Source organism: Nocardioides zeae (assembly GCF_030818655.1).
Classification (GTDB): domain Bacteria; phylum Actinomycetota; class Actinomycetes; order Propionibacteriales; family Nocardioidaceae; genus Nocardioides; species Nocardioides zeae_A.
Window position 1 is genome coordinate 2,451,508 of sequence record NZ_JAUTAN010000001.1, and the last position, 16,747, is coordinate 2,468,254.

12 protein-coding genes and 2 pseudogenes are annotated in these 16,747 nt (G+C 73.9%); 10 read left to right on the forward strand and 4 right to left on the reverse strand.

Annotated elements, in window-relative coordinates:
- Positions 1-73: 73 nt before the first annotated feature.
- Positions 74-745 (reverse strand): hypothetical protein, encoded by a 672-nt coding sequence (locus QE405_RS11730; RefSeq protein ID WP_307200898.1) that lies wholly within the window; start codon positions 743-745, stop codon positions 74-76.
- The gene (locus QE405_RS11735; RefSeq protein ID WP_307200900.1) at positions 742-1,263 is read right to left on the reverse strand and encodes an RNA polymerase sigma factor; all 522 of its coding nucleotides are present in this window, start codon (positions 1,261-1,263) and stop codon (positions 742-744) included. The genes QE405_RS11730 and QE405_RS11735 overlap by 4 nt, the downstream gene beginning before the upstream one ends.
- A 162-nt stretch (positions 1,264-1,425) precedes the next feature.
- Here QE405_RS11735 and QE405_RS11740 point away from each other — a divergent pair, with 162 nt between their 5' ends.
- The 4 genes from QE405_RS11740 to QE405_RS11755 all read left to right on the forward strand — a co-directional run bounded on the left by QE405_RS11740 (position 1,426) and on the right by QE405_RS11755 (position 4,898).
- Complete coding sequence (locus QE405_RS11740) at positions 1,426-2,142, forward strand: CHRD domain-containing protein (RefSeq protein ID WP_307200902.1); 717 nt, start codon at positions 1,426-1,428, stop codon at positions 2,140-2,142.
- The gene (locus QE405_RS11745) at positions 2,135-2,758 is read left to right on the forward strand and encodes a class F sortase (RefSeq protein ID WP_307200905.1); all 624 of its coding nucleotides are present in this window, start codon (positions 2,135-2,137) and stop codon (positions 2,756-2,758) included. The genes QE405_RS11740 and QE405_RS11745 overlap by 8 nt, the downstream gene beginning before the upstream one ends.
- Before the next feature lie 77 nt (positions 2,759-2,835).
- Positions 2,836-3,393 (forward strand): PadR family transcriptional regulator, encoded by a 558-nt coding sequence (locus QE405_RS11750; RefSeq protein WP_307200907.1) that lies wholly within the window; start codon positions 2,836-2,838, stop codon positions 3,391-3,393.
- Complete coding sequence (locus QE405_RS11755) at positions 3,381-4,898, forward strand: DHA2 family efflux MFS transporter permease subunit (RefSeq protein WP_307200909.1); 1,518 nt, start codon at positions 3,381-3,383, stop codon at positions 4,896-4,898. The genes QE405_RS11750 and QE405_RS11755 overlap by 13 nt, the downstream gene beginning before the upstream one ends.
- 335 nt (positions 4,899-5,233) lie before the next feature.
- Here the strand turns inward: QE405_RS11755 and ilvD are convergent, their stop codons facing one another.
- Positions 5,234-6,955 (reverse strand): dihydroxy-acid dehydratase, encoded by a 1,722-nt coding sequence (ilvD, locus tag QE405_RS11760; RefSeq protein WP_307200911.1) that lies wholly within the window; start codon positions 6,953-6,955, stop codon positions 5,234-5,236.
- A 153-nt stretch (positions 6,956-7,108) separates the two neighbouring features.
- Here ilvD and gdhA point away from each other — a divergent pair.
- The 4 genes and pseudogenes from gdhA (at position 7,109) to QE405_RS11780 (ending at position 12,690) form a co-directional block, all read left to right on the forward strand.
- A pseudogene (gdhA, locus tag QE405_RS11765) lies at positions 7,109-8,441 on the forward strand (NADP-specific glutamate dehydrogenase).
- A gap of 86 nt (positions 8,442-8,527) precedes the next feature.
- Positions 8,528-9,289, forward strand: a complete 762-nt coding sequence (locus QE405_RS11770) for an HAD family hydrolase (RefSeq protein WP_307200913.1) — start codon at positions 8,528-8,530, stop codon at positions 9,287-9,289.
- An 8-nt stretch (positions 9,290-9,297) separates the two neighbouring features.
- Positions 9,298-11,803: pseudogene (locus QE405_RS11775) on the forward strand (glycoside hydrolase family 65 protein).
- A 32-nt stretch (positions 11,804-11,835) separates the two neighbouring features.
- Positions 11,836-12,690 carry an EamA family transporter gene (locus tag QE405_RS11780; RefSeq protein WP_307200915.1) on the forward strand — a complete coding sequence of 285 codons (855 nt, stop codon included), beginning with the start codon at positions 11,836-11,838 and terminating at the stop codon, positions 12,688-12,690.
- Between the two features lie 20 nt (positions 12,691-12,710).
- Here QE405_RS11780 and QE405_RS11785 read toward each other — a convergent pair whose 3' ends face one another.
- Positions 12,711-14,471, reverse strand: a complete 1,761-nt coding sequence (locus QE405_RS11785) for an alkaline phosphatase D family protein (protein ID WP_307200917.1) — start codon at positions 14,469-14,471, stop codon at positions 12,711-12,713.
- A gap of 20 nt (positions 14,472-14,491) precedes the next feature.
- Here QE405_RS11785 and QE405_RS11790 point away from each other — a divergent pair, with 20 nt between their 5' ends.
- Both QE405_RS11790 and QE405_RS11795 read left to right on the forward strand, forming a co-directional pair.
- Entirely contained in the window at positions 14,492-15,457 is a 966-nt protein-coding gene (locus QE405_RS11790) for an alpha/beta fold hydrolase (RefSeq protein ID WP_307200919.1), read from the forward strand.
- Between the two features lie 62 nt (positions 15,458-15,519).
- The gene (locus tag QE405_RS11795; protein ID WP_307200921.1) at positions 15,520-16,674 is read left to right on the forward strand and encodes a PQQ-dependent sugar dehydrogenase; all 1,155 of its coding nucleotides are present in this window, start codon (positions 15,520-15,522) and stop codon (positions 16,672-16,674) included.
- Positions 16,675-16,747: the final 73 nt, after the last annotated feature.

Below are 16,747 nucleotides of genomic sequence, written 5' to 3' on the forward strand. Positions count from 1 at the left end.
ACCAGCGCCGGCGGCCGTCGTCCCCTCGGGGGCGGCGGCCGTCGGCCGTTCCGGGCCCTGCCGGACCGCTCGTTCAGCCCGCGACGGTCGGCAGGTCGGCGGAGCGCACCAGCTCCCCGTCCGGACCCACGATCTGCAGCGTCACGACGTCCTCGCGCAGGACGGCGGCGTTGAGGCTGCAGTGGATCTCCACCGTGGAGCCGAGGAAGGCGCCCGCGCTGACCGGGGAGCCGTCGGCGTCGAGGAACAGCACGTCGTAGGTCTGCCCGACGGCGAGCCCGTCGACGTCCAGCACGGCCTCCGTGCCCCACGTGTGCGGGATGACCTCGGCGCGCACCTCGGCCTCGGCGGCCGGGCTCCCGGCCACGGGCTCGAACCGCACCGGCTCGGCAACGCCGAGGGTTCCGGGCGGGCCGGAGGGGTCGGACGGGTCGGGCCCGTCGCCCGCCTGCTGCGCGACGAGGGTGCCGGCCACACCGAGGCCGGTGCCGACCACCAGGGCGGCCGCGGCCGCGGCCAGGAGCCGTCGCCGCCGCGGGGCACCCGCGACGGCGGGCGCCGGGGCCTCCTCCCAGGCCCCGAGCGCGCCGATCCGCTCGGACACCGCCCGCAGCTCCTCGATCTCGACCGCGACCGTCGGGTCCGCGCGGACGAGCGCGTCCAGCTCCGCCTGCTCCACCTCGTCGAGGTGGCCGGTGACGGCACCGGCGATCAGCTCGGCGCGACGCTCCGACGACGTGCTCATGACTCCCCCTCCGGGTCCAGCAGCGCGCGGAGTGCGCGCAGGGCGTGGTACATCCGCGTCCGCAGCGTCGCCACCGGCACCCCGTCCCGGGCGGACAGGGCATCGTAGGTGAGCCCCTCCAGCCGGACGGCGACCACGACGCGGCGGTGCGCGGGACTGAGCTGGGCGAGCGCCCAGGCCAGCTCGAGGCGGTCCTCGACCGCCGCCGACTCCGGCGACCGGTGGAGCGGCACCACCCGCGCCTCGAGCCCCACCTGGTCGGCCGCCGCCGCGGCCCGCCGCTGGCGCCGCTCCCGGACCCGCAGGTGGTCGACCACCGCGTTCCGGGCGATCGCGAACAGCCAGGTCCGCAGCGAGGCCCGGGTGGCGTCGTACGTGGCGCGGGCCTGCCAGGCCCGCGTGAACGTGTCCTGCACGCACTCCTCCGCCGCGCCGCGGTCGCGCAGCGCGTTGACCGCGAAGCCCAGCAGCTCGCCCGCGTGCAGGCGGTGGGCCTCCGCGAGGTCGAGGTCGGACATCGCACCGACCCTAGCCGTCGTCATGACAGGGGGTACGACGCGCGAGCGGGGCCCGTTCAGCGCCGTACCGAGAAATTCTCGATCGCGGTGAACGGAGCCGCCGCGGACGACGTACCCCCTCGTGACGGGCGCTGCGTGGGCGCCCCCGACGAAGGAGCACGCATGAGCACGAACCGCACGCCGATCCGTCTCGCCGCCCTCGCCGTGGCTGCCCCGCTGGGGCTGGCCGCGGCTGTCGCGCCCGCGGCCGCCGACGAGGAGGTGCCCCGGCCGGCGTCGTTCACGAGCGCCTACACCGTGATGGCCACCCCGGACACGATCATCAACGCGGAGGGCGCGTCCGTCCCGGGCGAGGAGGGGGCGACCGGCACGTTCACGTTCATGGTCAACGCCGACGAGGACGTCATCTGCTACGACATCACGCTGACGGGCGTGACGGGCGAGTACGAGAGCCCCGCGCGCACCGCGACCCACATCCACGCGGCGCCGGCCGGGCAGGGCGGACCGCCGCGGATCGCGTTCCCCGACCCGGAGGGCGACGGTGACACCCGCACGTCCAGCGGCTGCATGCAGGGCCCGTTCACGACCGGCATCGAGGGCGACGACGGCAACGACACGGGCACCGGCTTCACGCTGGCCGACCTCGAGGCCGACCCGTCGTCCTTCTCGGCGGACACCCACACGGCGGCGTTCACGGCGGGCGCCGTGCGCGGCCAGCTGCAGGAGATCCCCGTCGGCGGCGTCGACACCGGCCTGGGGGGCACGGTGACCGAGGTCGGGACCGACGGGACCGGTACGGCGCTGGCGGTGGCCGGCCTGGCGGGCATCGCCGTCGCGGCCGCGGGCGGGGGGCTCGTGATCGCGCGCCGGCGTGCCTGAGCACGCCGCGCCGTACCGGTCGCTCGCCCTCGTCCTCGCCGCGCTGGCACTCGCCGGTTGCGGCGGGGGCGGGGGCGGTGCCGCGTCCTCGGCGCCGCCCACCGCTCCCCCGTCGACCTCGGCCGGTCCGTCGGCCTCGGCTGGTACCTCGGGCACCCCGTCCGCTCCGTCCGAGGACGGCTCGCGACCGGTCCGCGTCGAGATCCCGGCCCTCGGGGTCGACGCGGCGCCGATCGACCTCGGCATCGGCGACGACGGTGAGCTCGAGGTGCCGTCCGACCCGGACGACGTGGGCTGGTACGTCGGCGGCGGTCGCCCCGGTGAGCGGGGCCCCACGGTGGTCGTCGGCCACGTCGACGCCACCGACGGGCCGGCGGTGTTCGCTGACCTCGCGACGCTCGACCCGGGCGACACGGTCGTCGTCCACCGCGCCGACGGACGGGCGGTGACCTACGTCGTCGAGCGGGCCGAGGCCGTCGAGCAGGACCGGTTCCCCACCGAGCTCGTCTTCGGGGCCACGGCGGACGACCAGCTGCGGCTCATCACGTGCACGGGGCCCTACGACCGCGCCGCGGGGCGCTACACCCAGAACCACGTGGTGTTCGCCCGCCCCTGAGGACCGGGGCTGGACGACGCGCTCATCGCGGCCTATTGTTCCGTGCGGAATATTCGGCGCGGGACAAAGGAGAACCCATGGGACTCACCCCCATCGCCGTCGCCGCGCTCGCGCTGCTCGCGGAGCGTCCGATGCACCCGTACGAGATGTTCCAGACCTTGCTCGACCGCCACGAGGACCGTGTCGTCAAGGTGCGGCCCGGCTCGCTCTACCACGCCGTCGAACGCCTCGCCGCCGCCGGGCTGGCGGAGGTCGCGGGCACCGAGCGCGACGGCAACCGGCCCGAGCGCACGACGTACCGGATCACCGACACGGGCCGCGGCGCCCTCACCGCGCGGCTCCGCGACCTGCTGCGGGCGCCGGCCGCGGCGTACCCCGAGGCGGCCCTCGGCCTCGCCGAGGCCCACAACCTGCCGCGGGTCGACGTGCTCGCGGACCTGTCCCAGCAGCTCGACGCCCTCCGGGCGGACGCCGCCGTGCTCGCCGGGTTGATCGCCTCGGTGCGGGAGCACGACGTGCTGGAGGCCTACTGGATCGAGGCGGACCGCGCGCTCCACCTGCGTCGCGCCGAGATCGCCTGGCTCGACACCCTCATCACCCGACTCACCGACGGAGATCTGCCATGGCCGACGTGACCGCCTCTCCCACCTCCACGACGGACGCCCCCGACACCAATCCCTGGCCGGCGCTCTGGGCCATGGTCATCGGGTTCTTCATGATCCTGGTCGACACCACGATCGTGTCGGTGGCGACACCGGCGATCATGACCGGTCTCGACACCGACGTGAACAACGTCATCTGGGTGACGAGCGCCTACCTCCTCGCGTACGCCGTCCCGCTGCTCGTGACGGGCCGGCTCGGCGACCGGGTCGGCCCGAAGCGCATCTACCTCGTCGGGCTCGGCGTCTTCACCCTCGCCTCCCTGTGGTGCGGGCTGACGTCGACCATCGAGGGCCTCATCGTGGCGCGGGTGCTCCAGGGCTTCGGCGCCTCGATGATGACGCCCCAGACGATGGCCGTCATCACCCGCACCTTCCCGGCCGCCCGACGCGGACCGGCCATGGCGCTGTGGGGCGCGACGGCCGGCGTCGCCACGCTCGTCGGACCGATCCTCGGCGGCGTGCTGGTGGACGGCCCCGGCTGGGAGTGGATCTTCTTCATCAACGTGCCGGTCGGCGTCGTCGCGTTCGTGCTCGCCCTGCGCCTCGTGCCCGCGCTGCCCACCCACGCGCACACCTTCGACTGGGTCGGGGTGGCGCTCAGCGCCGTCGGGATGTTCCTGCTGGTGTTCGGGATCCAGGAGGGCGAGAAGTACGACTGGGGCACCATCACCGGGATCATCTCGGTGCCGCTCCTCATCGTCGGCGGCCTCGTCGTGCTCGCCGTCTTCGTCGGCTGGCAGGCGCGGATCGAGCGTGAGCCGCTCGTGCCGCTCGGCCTCTTCCGCGACCGCAACTTCTCGTTGGCCAACGGGGGCATCACGCTCGTGGCGTTCGCGGTGACGGCGTTCAGCTTCCCCGTCACGCTCTGGGCGCAGGCGGCGCGCGGCTGGTCCCCCACCGAGACCGGTCTCCTCCTGGTGCCGATGGCCCTGGCCACGGGCTTCCTGGCTCCGCTCGTGGGCCGGCTCGTCGACCGCGTCCACCCCCGCAGCATCACCGCCGCCGGGTTCCTGTTCTCGGCCGTCGCGCTCGCGTGGCTCAGCCGCGTGATGACGCCGGACAGCCCGGTGTGGCAGGTGCTCCTGCCCCTCGCGCTCTTCGGTGCGGGCAGCGCGTTCCTCTGGGCGCCCCTGTCGGCCACCGCCACCCGCAACCTCCCGCTGTCGTCGGCGGGCGCCGGGTCGGGCGTCTACAACACGACCCGGCAGATCGGTGCCGTCCTGGGCAGTGCCGCCGTCGCAGCCCTCATCCAGGCCCGGCTCACGGCGAACCTGCCCGGCGCGGGCGGCTCGGTCGACGAGGTCCGCACGGGCACCGGGGCGATGCCGCCCGAGGTCGCGGCGCAGTTCTCGGACGCGATGGCCCAGGCCGTGCTGCTGCCCGCGGCCGCGATGGCGCTCGGGGTCGTGCTCGTGCTGTTCTTCGCGCGGCCGGCGTTCGCGCGCGCGGGTGGGGCGTCGGAGCGGGCTGCTCAGTAGGCCTGGGCGCCCGGGGCCCGGCCGGGTCCGGGCACCCGGGTGAGGAAAACGCGGACCGGAGGTGCTGAGAGGTCCGCGTTTTCCTCGTCCGGGCCCGGATGCGTCCGCGTTTTCTTTCTACCGGGTCGGGTCACCGCCGACCACGGGCCCCGACCATCAGGCGCCGGGCCTCCGCCGGGGGCCGGGCCAGCCGGGCGGGCGCGCGCGGAACCGGCCCGCGGAGCGGGTCGTCACCGGGACGGGGACGGACCAGCGCCGCGAGCGGGTGCCACGCGTCGAGCTCGGCCGCGGACGGGGGGTGCTCCTCCGGGGCGGCCGAGCGGGTCGGCAGCGGATCAGCCCGTGACCGCGCCGTGGGCGGCCGAGCCGACGGTGCGGGCGTACTTGCCCAGGACGCCGCGCGTGTACTTCGGCGGCAGCGGCTCCCAGCCCACCTTGCGGCGCTCGAGCTCCTCGTCGTCGATGGCGACGTCGAGGCGGCGGTTGGCCACGTCGAGCGTGATCGGGTCGCCGTCGCGGACGAAGGCGATGGGACCGCCGTCGACGGCCTCGGGCGCGACGTGGCCGACGCAGAGGCCGGTCGTGCCGCCGGAGAACCGGCCGTCGGTGAGGAGCAGGACGTCCTTGCCGAGGCCGGCGCCCTTGATGGCACCGGTGATGGCGAGCATCTCGCGCATGCCCGGGCCGCCCTTGGGGCCCTCGTAGCGGATGACCACGACGTCCCGCGGCTTCAGCTCGCCCGCGGCGAGCGCCGCCATCGCGGCCTTCTCGCCGTCGAACACGCGGGCCGTGCCCTCGAAGACCGACTCGTCGAAGCCGGCCGACTTCACGACGGCGCCCTCGGGCGCCAGCGTGCCGTGGAGGATCGTCAGGCCGCCCGTGGCGTGGATCGGGCGGTCGATCTTGCGGATGACGTCGTCGTCGACCTGCGGCGGGGCGATGTCGGCGAGGTTCTCCGCCATCGTCCTGCCGGTCACGGTCAGGCAGTCGCCGTGGAGGAGACCCGCGTCGAGCAGGGCCTTCATCACCATGGGGATGCCGCCCTTCTGGTCGACGTCGTACATCACGTACTTGCCGAAGGGCTTGAGGTCGCCGAGGTGCGGCACCTTGTCGCCGACGCGGTTGAAGTCGTCGAGCGTCAGGTCGACCTCGGCCTCGCGGGCGATGGCGAGGAGGTGGAGGACCGCGTTGGTGGAGCCGCCGAGCGCCATGACGACGGTGATGGCGTTCTCGAACGCCTCCTTCGTCATGATCTGGCGGGCCGTGATGCCGCGTCGCAGCATCTCGACGACGGCCTCGCCCGACTTGTGGGCGAACCCGTCACGGCGGCGGTCGACGGCCGGCGGCGCGGCCGAGCCGGGGATCGACATGCCGAGGGCCTCGGCGACGGCGGCCATGGTGTTGGCCGTGTACATGCCGCCGCACGCACCCTCGCCGGGACAGATCGCGCGCTCGACCTTGTCGACCTCGGCCTGCGAGATCTTGCCGGCCAGGCAGGCGCCGACGGCCTCGAAGGCGTCGATGATCGTGACGTCGCGCCCGTCGACCTTGCCGGGCATGATCGAGCCGGCGTAGAGGAACACGCTCGCCAGGTCGAGGCGCGCGGCGGCCATGAGCATGCCGGGCAGCGACTTGTCGCAGCCCGCGAGCAGCACGGAGCCGTCGAGGCGCTCGGCCATCATCACGGTCTCGACCGAGTCGGCGATGACCTCGCGGGAGACGAGCGAGAAGTGCATGCCCTCGTGGCCCATCGAGATGCCGTCGGACACCGAGATGGTGCCGAACTCCAGCGGGTAGCCGCCGGCCGCGTGCACACCGTTCTTCACGGCCTTCGCGAGGCGGTCGAGCGGCAGGTTGCAGGGCGTGATCTCGTTCCACGACGACGCGACGCCGATCTGCGGCTTCACCCAGTCGTCGTCCCCCATGCCGACCGCACGGAGCATGCCCCGGGCGGCGGTCGCCTGGAGGCCGTCCGTCACGTCGCGGGAACGCGGCTTGATGTCGGGGGTGCTGGGAGCCGCGGGCGCGGCAGGGGTCGAGGGCGTGCCACCGGTCATGGCGCAAGGGTAGACCCGGCGGTTCCCGCGTCGTACGGCGTCCCGCGGGACCGACCGCCCCGCTGAAACCCTGGTTTCGTCGTTTCGCTAGCGTCACCGCCGATCCGAACCCCCGGACGAGCGACGACGACAGGACGAACCGTGACGGACGAGCTGGACCCGCACCTGCAGGACACCTACGCCGAGGTGCTGCGCCGCAACCCCGGTGAGCTGGAGTTCCATCAGGCCGTGCGCGAGGTCCTCGGCTCGCTCGGGCCGGTCGTGGGGCGCCACCCGGAGTACACCGACGCCGGCATCCTCACGCGCCTCTGCGAGCCGGAGCGCCAGATCGTCTTCCGCGTGCCGTGGGTCGACGACGCGGGCCGCGTGCAGATCAACCGCGGCTTCCGGGTGGAGTTCAACTCGGCCCTCGGCCCCTACAAGGGCGGCCTGCGCTTCCACCCGACCGTGCTCGCGGGGACGGTGAAGTTCCTCGGCTTCGAGCAGATCTTCAAGAACGCGCTCACCGGCCTGCCCATCGGCGGCGGCAAGGGCGGCTCCGACTTCGACCCGAAGGGCAGGACGCCGGGCGAGGTCATGCGGTTCTGCCAGTCCTTCATGACGGAGCTCTACCGCCACATCGGCGAGCACACCGACGTCCCGGCCGGCGACATCGGCGTGGGCGGCCGCGAGATCGGCTACCTCTTCGGTCAGTACAAGCGGATCACCAACCGCTACGAGTCCGGCGTGCTCACCGGGAAGGGCGTCACCTGGGGCGGCTCGCAGGTGCGTCCCGAGGCGACCGGCTACGGCCTCGTCCACTTCGCCGAGCAGGTGCTCGCCCACCGGGGCACGTCGTTCGACGGCCGGCGCGTCGTCGTCTCCGGCTCGGGGAACGTCGCCATCCACGCCATCGCGAAGGTCCACCAGCTCGGCGGCACCGTCGTCGCGTGCTCCGACTCGGGCGGCTTCGTCGTCGACGAGGCCGGCATCGACCTCGCCCTCCTCCGCGACGTCAAGGAGCAGCGGCGCGCCTCCCTCGCGGCGTACGCCGAGGAACGGGGCCTGGACTACCGCACCGGGCTCCGTGTGGAGCGTCCCCGCGACCATCGCGCTGCCCTGCGCCACGCAGAACGAGCTCGACGCCGCCGACGCCCGGCGGCTCGCCGACCACGGCTGCCTGCTGGTGGCGGAGGGCGCCAACATGCCCTGCACGCCCGAGGCCGTCGACGTGCTGCGGGAGGCGGGGGTCGCCTTCGGCCCCGGGAAGGCGGCCAACGCGGGAGGCGTCGCGACGAGCGCGCTGGAGATGCAGCAGAACGCGAGCCGCGACTCCTGGTCGTTCGAGCACACCGAGGCCCGGTTGGCGGAGATCATGCGCGGCATCCACGAGCGCTGCCTGACGACGGCCGACGCTTACGGCACGCCGGGCGACTACGTCGCGGGCGCCAACATCGCCGGCTTCATCCAGGTCGCCGACGCGATGCTCGCGCTCGGGGTCATCTGAGCCGGGGCGGGGGTGAGATGCGGTCGTCACCGGTCGTTTACGACGCACCTCCCCCGCCCGCCCGACCGGGCCCCTAGCCTGTAGCCGTGACGCGACAGATCGACTGGGGCGACCGTGCCGCCGTGCTCTTCGACCTCGACGGGGTGATCACCCCGACCGCCGAGGTCCACATGCGGGCGTGGGAGGTCATGTTCAACGACTTCCTCGCCGGTTGGGAGGGCGAGGGCGACACCGCGACCTACACGGACCAGGACTACTTCGACCACGTGGACGGCAAGCCGCGGTACGACGGGGTGCGCGACTTCCTCGCCTCCCGCGGCATCCCGCTGCCCGAGGGCGAGGAGTCGGACGGTCCCGAGACGGACACGGTGCGCGGGCTGGGCGACCGGAAGAACGACGCCTTCAACGCGGTGCTCGAGCGCGACGGGGTGACGGCGTACCCGGGCTCCGTGGCGCTGCTCGACCACCTGGCGACCCTGCCGGTGCGGCTCGGCGTCGTCTCCTCCTCGGCGAACGCGCCGGCGGTGCTCGAGGCCGCCGGGCTCCTCGACCGGTTCGAGACGGTCGTCTCCGGTGCCGTCGCGCACGAGCTGGGCCTGCCGGGCAAGCCCGCGCCCGACACGTTCCTCCACGCCGCGCAGGTGCTGGGCGCGACCGCCGCCACCAGCGTCGTGATCGAGGACGCCGTCTCCGGTGTCCGCGCCGGCGCGACCGGACGGTTCGCGGACGTGGTCGGCGTCGACCGCGGCGCCGGCGCCGAGGCGCTCACGGCCGCGGGGGCGACCCTCGTGGTCGACGACCTGGCCGAGCTCGTGCCCGGCTCGGCGGACGGCGAGGGCGACGCCTGATGGCCACCATGACCAAGGACATCCCCGAGGACCCGCTCGACCGCGGCCGGTTCCCGGTCGACCCGTGGCGGTTCGTGGAGACCGACCACTACCCCGGCGACCTCGGCCTGACCGAGACGCTGTTCGCCGTCTCCAACGGCTACCTGGGCATGCGCGGCAACCCGGCCGAGGGCCGTGACGCCCACGCGCACGGCACCTTCATCAACGGCTTCCACGAGACCTGGCCGATCCAGCACGCGGAGAGCGCCTTCGGCTTCGCGCGCACCGGTCAGACGATCGTCAACGTGCCGGACGTCAAGGTGCTCAAGCTCTACGTCGACGACGAGCCGCTCAACCTGGGCACGGCGGACCTGGAGCACTACGAGCGCAGCCTCGACTTCGCGTCGGGCGTGCTGAGCCGCACCCTCGTGTGGCGCACCCCCGCGGGCAAGCGCGTGCGGGTCGTCTCGACCCGGATGGTGTCGATGACGGAGCGCCACCTGGCGCTGCTCAGCCTCGAGGTCACGATGCTCGACGGCGACGCGCCGATCGTCATCTCCTCGCAGATGCTCAACCGCCAGGACGGCAAGGACGAGTACCACGTCGCCGACGCCGCGCTCGGCGAGGGCATCGACCCCCGCAAGGCCGCCGGCTTCGACCACCGCGTGCTGCTCCCCCGGGCCCACTACTCCACCGACCAGCGCATGATGCTCGGCTACGTGTGCGCCCGGTCGCGGATGACGGTCGCGGTCGCCGCCGACCACGTGCTGACGTGCGACGACACCTACGAGATCATCCACAGCGCCGAGGAGGACTCGGCCAAGTACGTCGTCCGGGTCGACGCCACCGAGGGCAACACGGTGACGCTGGAGAAGGCGGTCGCCTACCACTCGTCGCGCGGCGTGCCCGTGCGCGAGCTCTCCGACCGCTGCGACCGCACGCTCGACCGGGTCCGCCGCATCGGCATCCCCCACTTCCACGCCGAGCAGCGCGCCTGGTACGACCGCTTCTGGGCGGACGCCGACATCGAGGTCGAGGGGCACCCGGAGCTGCAGCAGGCCATCCGCTTCAACCTCTTCCAGCTGGCGCAGGCCAGCGCGCGCGCCGACCAGCAGGGCATCCCCGCGAAGGGCGTGACGGGGTCGGGCTACGAGGGGCACTACTTCTGGGACACGGAGATCTACGTGCTCCCGTTCCTCACCTACACGCAGCCCGACGCGGCCCGCAACGCCCTGCACTTCCGCTGCCGGATGCTGCCCGCCGCGCGCGAGCGGGCCCGCGAGATGGCGCAGGAGGGCGCCCTCTTCCCCTGGCGCACCATCAACGGTGAGGAGGCGTCGGCCTACTACGCCGCGGGCACCGCCCAGGTGCACATCGACGCCGACATCTCCTACGCCCTGAGCAAGTACGTCGACGCCACGGGCGACTCGGGGTTCCTGGTGCGCGACGGCATCGACATCCTGGTGGAGACCGCCCGGATGTGGGCCGACCTCGGGTTCTGGCGCACCAACGGCGCCGCGTCGTTCCACATCCACGGTGTGACCGGTCCCGACGAGTACACGACGGTCGTCAACAACAACCTGTTCACCAACGTCATGGCGCGCTACAACCTGGAGCAGGCCGTGCAGGCGGTGCGCGAGGTCGCGGTGAGCGACCCCGCGGCGTACACGCAGATCGTCGCGCGGACCGGGCTGCAGCCGGACGAGGTCGAGGAGTGGGCCCGCTGCGCGGCCGGGATGACCATCCCGGTTCGACGAGACCCTCGGCATCCACCCGCAGGACGAGCACTTCCTCGACCGCGAGGTGTGGGACCTCTCGCGCACGCCGATCGAGCTGCGTCCGCTGCTGCTGCACTACCACCCGCTGGTGATCTACCGGTTCCAGGTGCTCAAGCAGGCCGACGTCGTGCTGGCGCTGTTCCTCCAGGGCGACCGGTTCACGCCGGAGGAGAAGAAGGCCGACTTCGACTACTACGACCCCATCACGACGGGCGACTCCACGCTCTCGGCGGTCGTGCAGTCGGTGATGGCGGCCGAGGTGGGCTACCACGAGGCCGCGATGAAGTACTTCCGCTCGGCGCTCTACGTGGACCTCGCCGACCTGCACGGCAACACGGTCGACGGCCTCCACGTCGCGTCGATGGGCGGTGTGTGGCAGACGCTCGTGTGCGGGTTCGGCGGCATGCGCGACCACGGCGGACGGCTCTCCTTCGACCCGCGCCTGCCGGTCGACTGGCCGTCGCTGTCGTTCCCGCTGCGCTGGCAGGACGTCACGGCGGACATCACCGTCACCCAGGAGACGATGACCGTCGCGGTCCGCGGCGAGGAGGGCACGTTCCCCTTCCGCGTGCGCGGGACCGACCACGTCGCCCACCCCGGTCACGACGTCGTCGTCGACCTCGACGGCCAGGGCCCGCGCATCGACGGCCTGCTCGGCGACCGGCCGCTCATCGGCGGCCACCGCGCCGACGGCACCGTCATCACCGCGGGCGTGCCGAGCCCCGTCGTCGGCCCGGACGAGGAGCTGCCGGTCTGAGCCCACCGGACCCACCGCACTAGCATCGGCGCGTGCGACGTGCGGTGGGTCTGGTCCTGGTCGGCATCGCGTCGGTGCAGATCGGCGCCGCCTTCGCCAAGGGGCTCTTCGGCGAGGTGTCGCCGACCACCATCGTCTGGCTGCGGCTGCTGACGAGCACCCTCGTGCTCCTGCTGTGGATCCGCCCGTCGCTGCGGGGACGGAGCCGGGCCGACTGGTACGTCGTGGTGGGCTTCGGGCTCAGCCTCGGGCTGATGAACTGGGCCATCTACCAGTCCTTCGCCCGCATCCCCATCGGGATCGCGGTGACCATCGAGTTCGTCGGGCCGCTCACCCTCGCCCTGCTGGGATCGCGTCGGGTCCGGGACCTCGTGTGGGTCGGCCTGGCGGCCGCCGGCGTGGTGCTGCTCGGGGCGGAGCCGGCGGACCTCGACCCGGTGGGCGTCGGGTTCGCGCTCCTCGCCGGGGCCGCGTGGGCGGCGTACATCCTGCTGAGCGCCCGCACCGGCGCGCGCTGGGAGGGTCTCGACGGGCTCGCCGTGGCGAGCCTGGTCGCGGTGCTGCCGCTGACGCCGCACGTGCTCGCCGTCCACGGCGACGTGCTGCTCGACCCCCGGGTGCTGCTCGTCGGGCTCGCGGTGGGGCTGCTCAGCTCGGTGATCCCCTACAGCTGCGAGCTCGTGGCGCTCCGGACCCTGCCCCCGTCGGTGTTCGGGATCCTGATGAGCCTGGAGCCGGCCGCCGCCGCCGTCGCCGCCCTCGTCGTGCTCGGCGAGCTGCTCACGGCGCTGCAGGTCGCGGCCATCGCCTGCGTCGTTGCGGCGGTGGCCGGCGCGACCGCGACGTCGCGGGGCGGACCCGTGCACTCCGGGCCCGCCCCGGACTGAGGCGCCGCGGCGCGGTCGCGCTAGGAGCCCGTCTCCTCCCGGATCGTGTCCTCCACGATCTGCGCGTCGCTGGGGCGCGCCCGCCGGGTCGCGATCCCCGGGCCGGCGCCCGCGAGCGGGGTGTCGGCCACCTGCTGGAGACCGCGCACCCGGTCCTCGATCACGTAGGAGCGCCGCGTGAACACGTCGGCCCCCGGCGTCGTCACCGCCGGCACGCAGCGGAAGTCCGCGGTGAGGGCGTCCGGCGTGATCGTCGTCGAGACGTAGCCGCGCAGGCTGTTCCAGAACTTCAGGTTCGGGTTGTCGTAGAACCACGGGTGGCTGCCCGACGGCTCGTCGTAGCCGTTGCCGCCCGACGTGATGGACGTCGTGACGAGCTCCGAGCCGATCGGTGCGTCCTGCGCGTCGTAGTCCAGGTAGAGATCCCCCGCCCAGTGGGTGTGGACGTCGCCGGTGAGCACGACGGGGTTGCGCACCCCGGCGTCGACCCAGCCGCGCTGGATGCGCTCGCGGGAGGCCGGGTAGCCGTCCCACGAGTCCATCGACACCGTCTCCCGCGCCCCCTGGGCGTTGCGCCGGCCGCCGAAGAAGACCTGCTGGCCGAGCACGTCCCAGTGCGCGTGGGAGCGGGCGAACCCGTCGAGCAGCCACCGCTCCTGGGCCCGGCCGGTGAGGGTGCGGGCCGGGTCGTCATAGCCGCCGCCCCTCTCCTTCCAGCCGTCGCCCTGGGCCTGGTCGGAGCGGTACTGGCGCGTGTCGAGCATGTGGAAGCTCGCCAGCCGCCCCCACGTCACCCGGCGGAACAGCTGCAGGCCGGGGCCGCGGGGCACGGAGGTGCGGCGCAGCGGCATGTTCTCGTAGTAGGCGCGGTACGCCGCGGCGCGGCGCTCGAGGAACCCGCCCTGCTCGGCGGGCTTCTCCGGCACCCCGGCCGCGTAGTTGTTGTCCACCTCGTGGTCGTCCCAGACGACGAGCCACGGCGCCGCGGCGTGGGCGGCCTGCAGGTCGGGGTCGGTCTTGTACTGCGCGAGCCGCTGCCGGTAGCCGGCCAGCGTCGTCGTCTCGGGTCCCGCGTGGGGACGGAGGTGGGCCGGGTTGGCCGCGCCCTCGTACTGGTAGTCACCGAGGTGGAGCACCAGGTCGGGCTGCTCGTCGGCGAGGTGGCGGTAGGCGGTGAAGAACCCGACGGGGTAGTTCGAGCAGGAGGCGAAGGCCATCCGCAGCTCGCGGGGCAGGGCCCACGGCGCGGGCGCCGTCACGGCGCGGCCCACCGGCGAGCGGTGGGGACCGAGCGCGAACCGGTACCAGTACTCCCGGCCCGCCCGCAGACCCGTCAGCTCGACGTGGACGGCGTGCCCGGACTCCGGTCCGACGCTGACCGTCCCGCGCCGTACGACGTGGCGGAAGCCGGCGTCCTGCGCCACCTCCCAGCGCACGGGGAAGCGGCGCGACGCCATGCCGCCCGCGCCGTCGGCGGCGAGCGGCTCGGTGGCCAGGCGGGTCCAGGCGACGAACCCGTCGGGCGCGGGGTCGCCCGAGGCGACGCCGAGGGTGAACGGGTCGGCGAGCGGGGTGCGAGCGGCGGCGGTCGGCCGCGCATCGGGCCTCGCCGCGGCGGACGCGGGGAGGGCGGGCAGGGCGAGCGCGGGCGCCAGGACGGCGCCGGCCCCCAGGACAGTTCTCCGAGATGGGTGCACGGCTCCCGAGCCCACGCCCCGCGGTCGACGGGCGCCGGCCACCCGGGCGACGGAGAGGTGAACGGCGAGGTGAACAGTCGACACGTCGTGCACAATCGGGTGCTGTGCCTCCCTCCCTCCGGGCCGTCGACGGCGACGCCAGCCCGTCCGAGAGCCCCGTCCGGCTGACCTACCACGACGTCACGAGTGCCGACGGCACCCGGCTGCGGGCCTGGACCAACGACCCCGACCGCGCCCTCCCCGGCCCCACCGTGCTGCTGTGCAACGGGCTGGGGACCAACCCCTACACGTGGCCGTTCCTCCTCGACCCGGCGTGCGACATCCGCGTCGTGTCCTGGCAGCACCGCGGCGTGGGGGGCTCGGAGCGGCCGGTCGACCGCTGCCACATCGGCATCGACTCGCTCGTCGAGGACGCGGTCGCCGTCATGGACGACGCCGGTCTCGACCGGGCGCCGACCATCGGGTGGTCGATGGGCGTCAACACCCAGTTCGAGCTGGCCACGCTGCACCCGGACCGGGTCTCCGGCCTGTTCGCGCTGGCGGGGGTGCCCGGGGCGACCTTCTCCACGATGCTGGAGCCGACGCGCCTGCCGGCGCCGGTACGCCGCGGGCTCGCCGTCGGCACGACCCGCGTCGCCCGGCTGCTCGGGCCCGCGATCAGCGCCGTCGCGCAGGCCGTGCCCGTCACTCCGCGCACCATCTCGGTGCTCGGCCGCACGGGGTTCATGTTCCCCATCGAGGACCGCGAGAACGCCGCCGTGGCCGTGCGCGAGTTCCTGACGACGCCGTTCGACTGGTACTTCCACCTGGCGCTCCACGCCGCCCGCCACCAGCGGGTCTCCCTCAGCACGATCGACGCGCCCGCGCTGTTCGTCGCCGGCTCGGCCGACATCCTCGCCGGCTCCCACGCGATGCGCTCGGCGGCGGAGCGGATGGCGGACGCGACGTACGTCGAGCTCCGCGGCTCGCACTTCATCGCGATGGAGCAGCCCGCCGAGGTGCACCGGCTCCTGCGGGAGCTGCTCGCGCGGGTGGCGGAGCGCGAGGGCTCGGCTGACGGGCCCGGCTGACGGGTCCGACCGACGGGTCCGACTGACGGGAGCGCTGTCGGGCGCGTGCGTACGGTGGGGCCATGCGCCGCACCGCCGCCGTCGTGACCGCCTCCGCCCTGCTCGCGCTGGCCGCCTGCGGCACGGACGAGCCCGACGCGGACGGGGAGGCGGCACCGTCGCCGTCCGCGCCGTCCTCCTCGTCCTCGGCACCGGCGCCCACCACGTCCACCGCGACGACGCCACCGACGCCCCGCGTGCCGGAGGCCGCGGGCGACGTCACGACCGGGCTCGACGCACCCTGGGACGTCGCCTTCATGCCCGACGGCGCGGCCGTCGTGCCGGAGCGCGACACGGGGCTCGTGAAGATCGTGTACGACGACGGCACCGTCGTCGAGGCCGGCGAGTTCCCCGAGGCGGAGGGCCCCGACGAGGCGGGCCTGCTGGGCGTGGCGGTCTCGCCCGAGTTCGCGCAGGACCGGCAGCTGTACTTCTACCTGACGACCGCCGACGACAACCGCGTCGTGCGCCGCACCCTCACCGAGGACGGCACCCTCGGGGAGCAGGAGGCGGTGCTGACGGGCATCCCCAGCTCGAACCGCCACGACGGCGGGCGCCCCGAGTTCGGCCCCGACGGCTACCTCTACGTCGCCACCGGCGACGCCGGCCAGCCCGACCTCGCCCAGGACCCCGACTCGCTCGCGGGCAAGATCCTGCGCATCACCCCCGACGGCGACCCCGCCCCGGACAACCCCGACCCCGCCTCCCCCGTCTACTCCCTCGGGCACCGCAACGTGCAGGGCCTCGCCTTCGACGAGGCCGGGCGGCTGTGGGCCAGCGAGTTCGGCGACCAGGCGTTCGACGAGCTCAACCTCATCGAGGGCGGCGGGAACTACGGCTGGCCCGAGGTCGAAGGCACCGGCGGCGAGAGCCAGGGCTTCGTCGACCCCGTCGCGACCTGGACGACCGACGAGGCCTCGCCCTCCGGGCTGGCGTACGCCGAGGGCTCGCTCTGGATGGCCGCCCTCCGCGGGCAGCGGCTCTGGCGCATCGACCTGGCCGCGGACGGGGGTGCCGTGGTGGGTGAGCCCACGGCGTACCTGGAGGGCGACTACGGGCGACTGCGCCAGGTCACGCCCGCGCCCGACGGGACGTTGTGGTTGCTGACGAACAACACCGACGGACGCGTCACGCCGCGCGACGGCGACGACCGGGTCGTGCGGTTGCGGCTGGGATAGCTGCGCTCTCTGGCCTCGCTCCGCTCGGCCGGTGCGTTCCCTCGGGCGTCGGGGGGGTGCCAGGGGTGCAGAA

What these genes read in the sequence shown, in the direction of transcription:
- QE405_RS11730 (WP_307200898.1), bottom strand. Translation starts at nt 745, where the DNA reads ATGAGCACGTCGTCGGAGCGTCGCGCCGAGCTGATCGCCGGTGCCGTC.
- QE405_RS11735 (WP_307200900.1), bottom strand. Translation starts at nt 1,263, where the DNA reads ATGTCCGACCTCGACCTCGCGGAGGCCCACCGCCTGCACGCGGGCGAG.
- QE405_RS11795 (WP_307200921.1), top strand. Translation starts at nt 15,520, where the DNA reads ATGCGCCGCACCGCCGCCGTCGTGACCGCCTCCGCCCTGCTCGCGCTG.
- QE405_RS11750 (WP_307200907.1), top strand. Translation starts at nt 2,836, where the DNA reads ATGGGACTCACCCCCATCGCCGTCGCCGCGCTCGCGCTGCTCGCGGAG.
- ilvD (WP_307200911.1), bottom strand. Translation starts at nt 6,955, where the DNA reads ATGACCGGTGGCACGCCCTCGACCCCTGCCGCGCCCGCGGCTCCCAGC.
- QE405_RS11740 (WP_307200902.1), top strand. Translation starts at nt 1,426, where the DNA reads ATGAGCACGAACCGCACGCCGATCCGTCTCGCCGCCCTCGCCGTGGCT.
- QE405_RS11755 (WP_307200909.1), top strand. Translation starts at nt 3,381, where the DNA reads ATGGCCGACGTGACCGCCTCTCCCACCTCCACGACGGACGCCCCCGAC.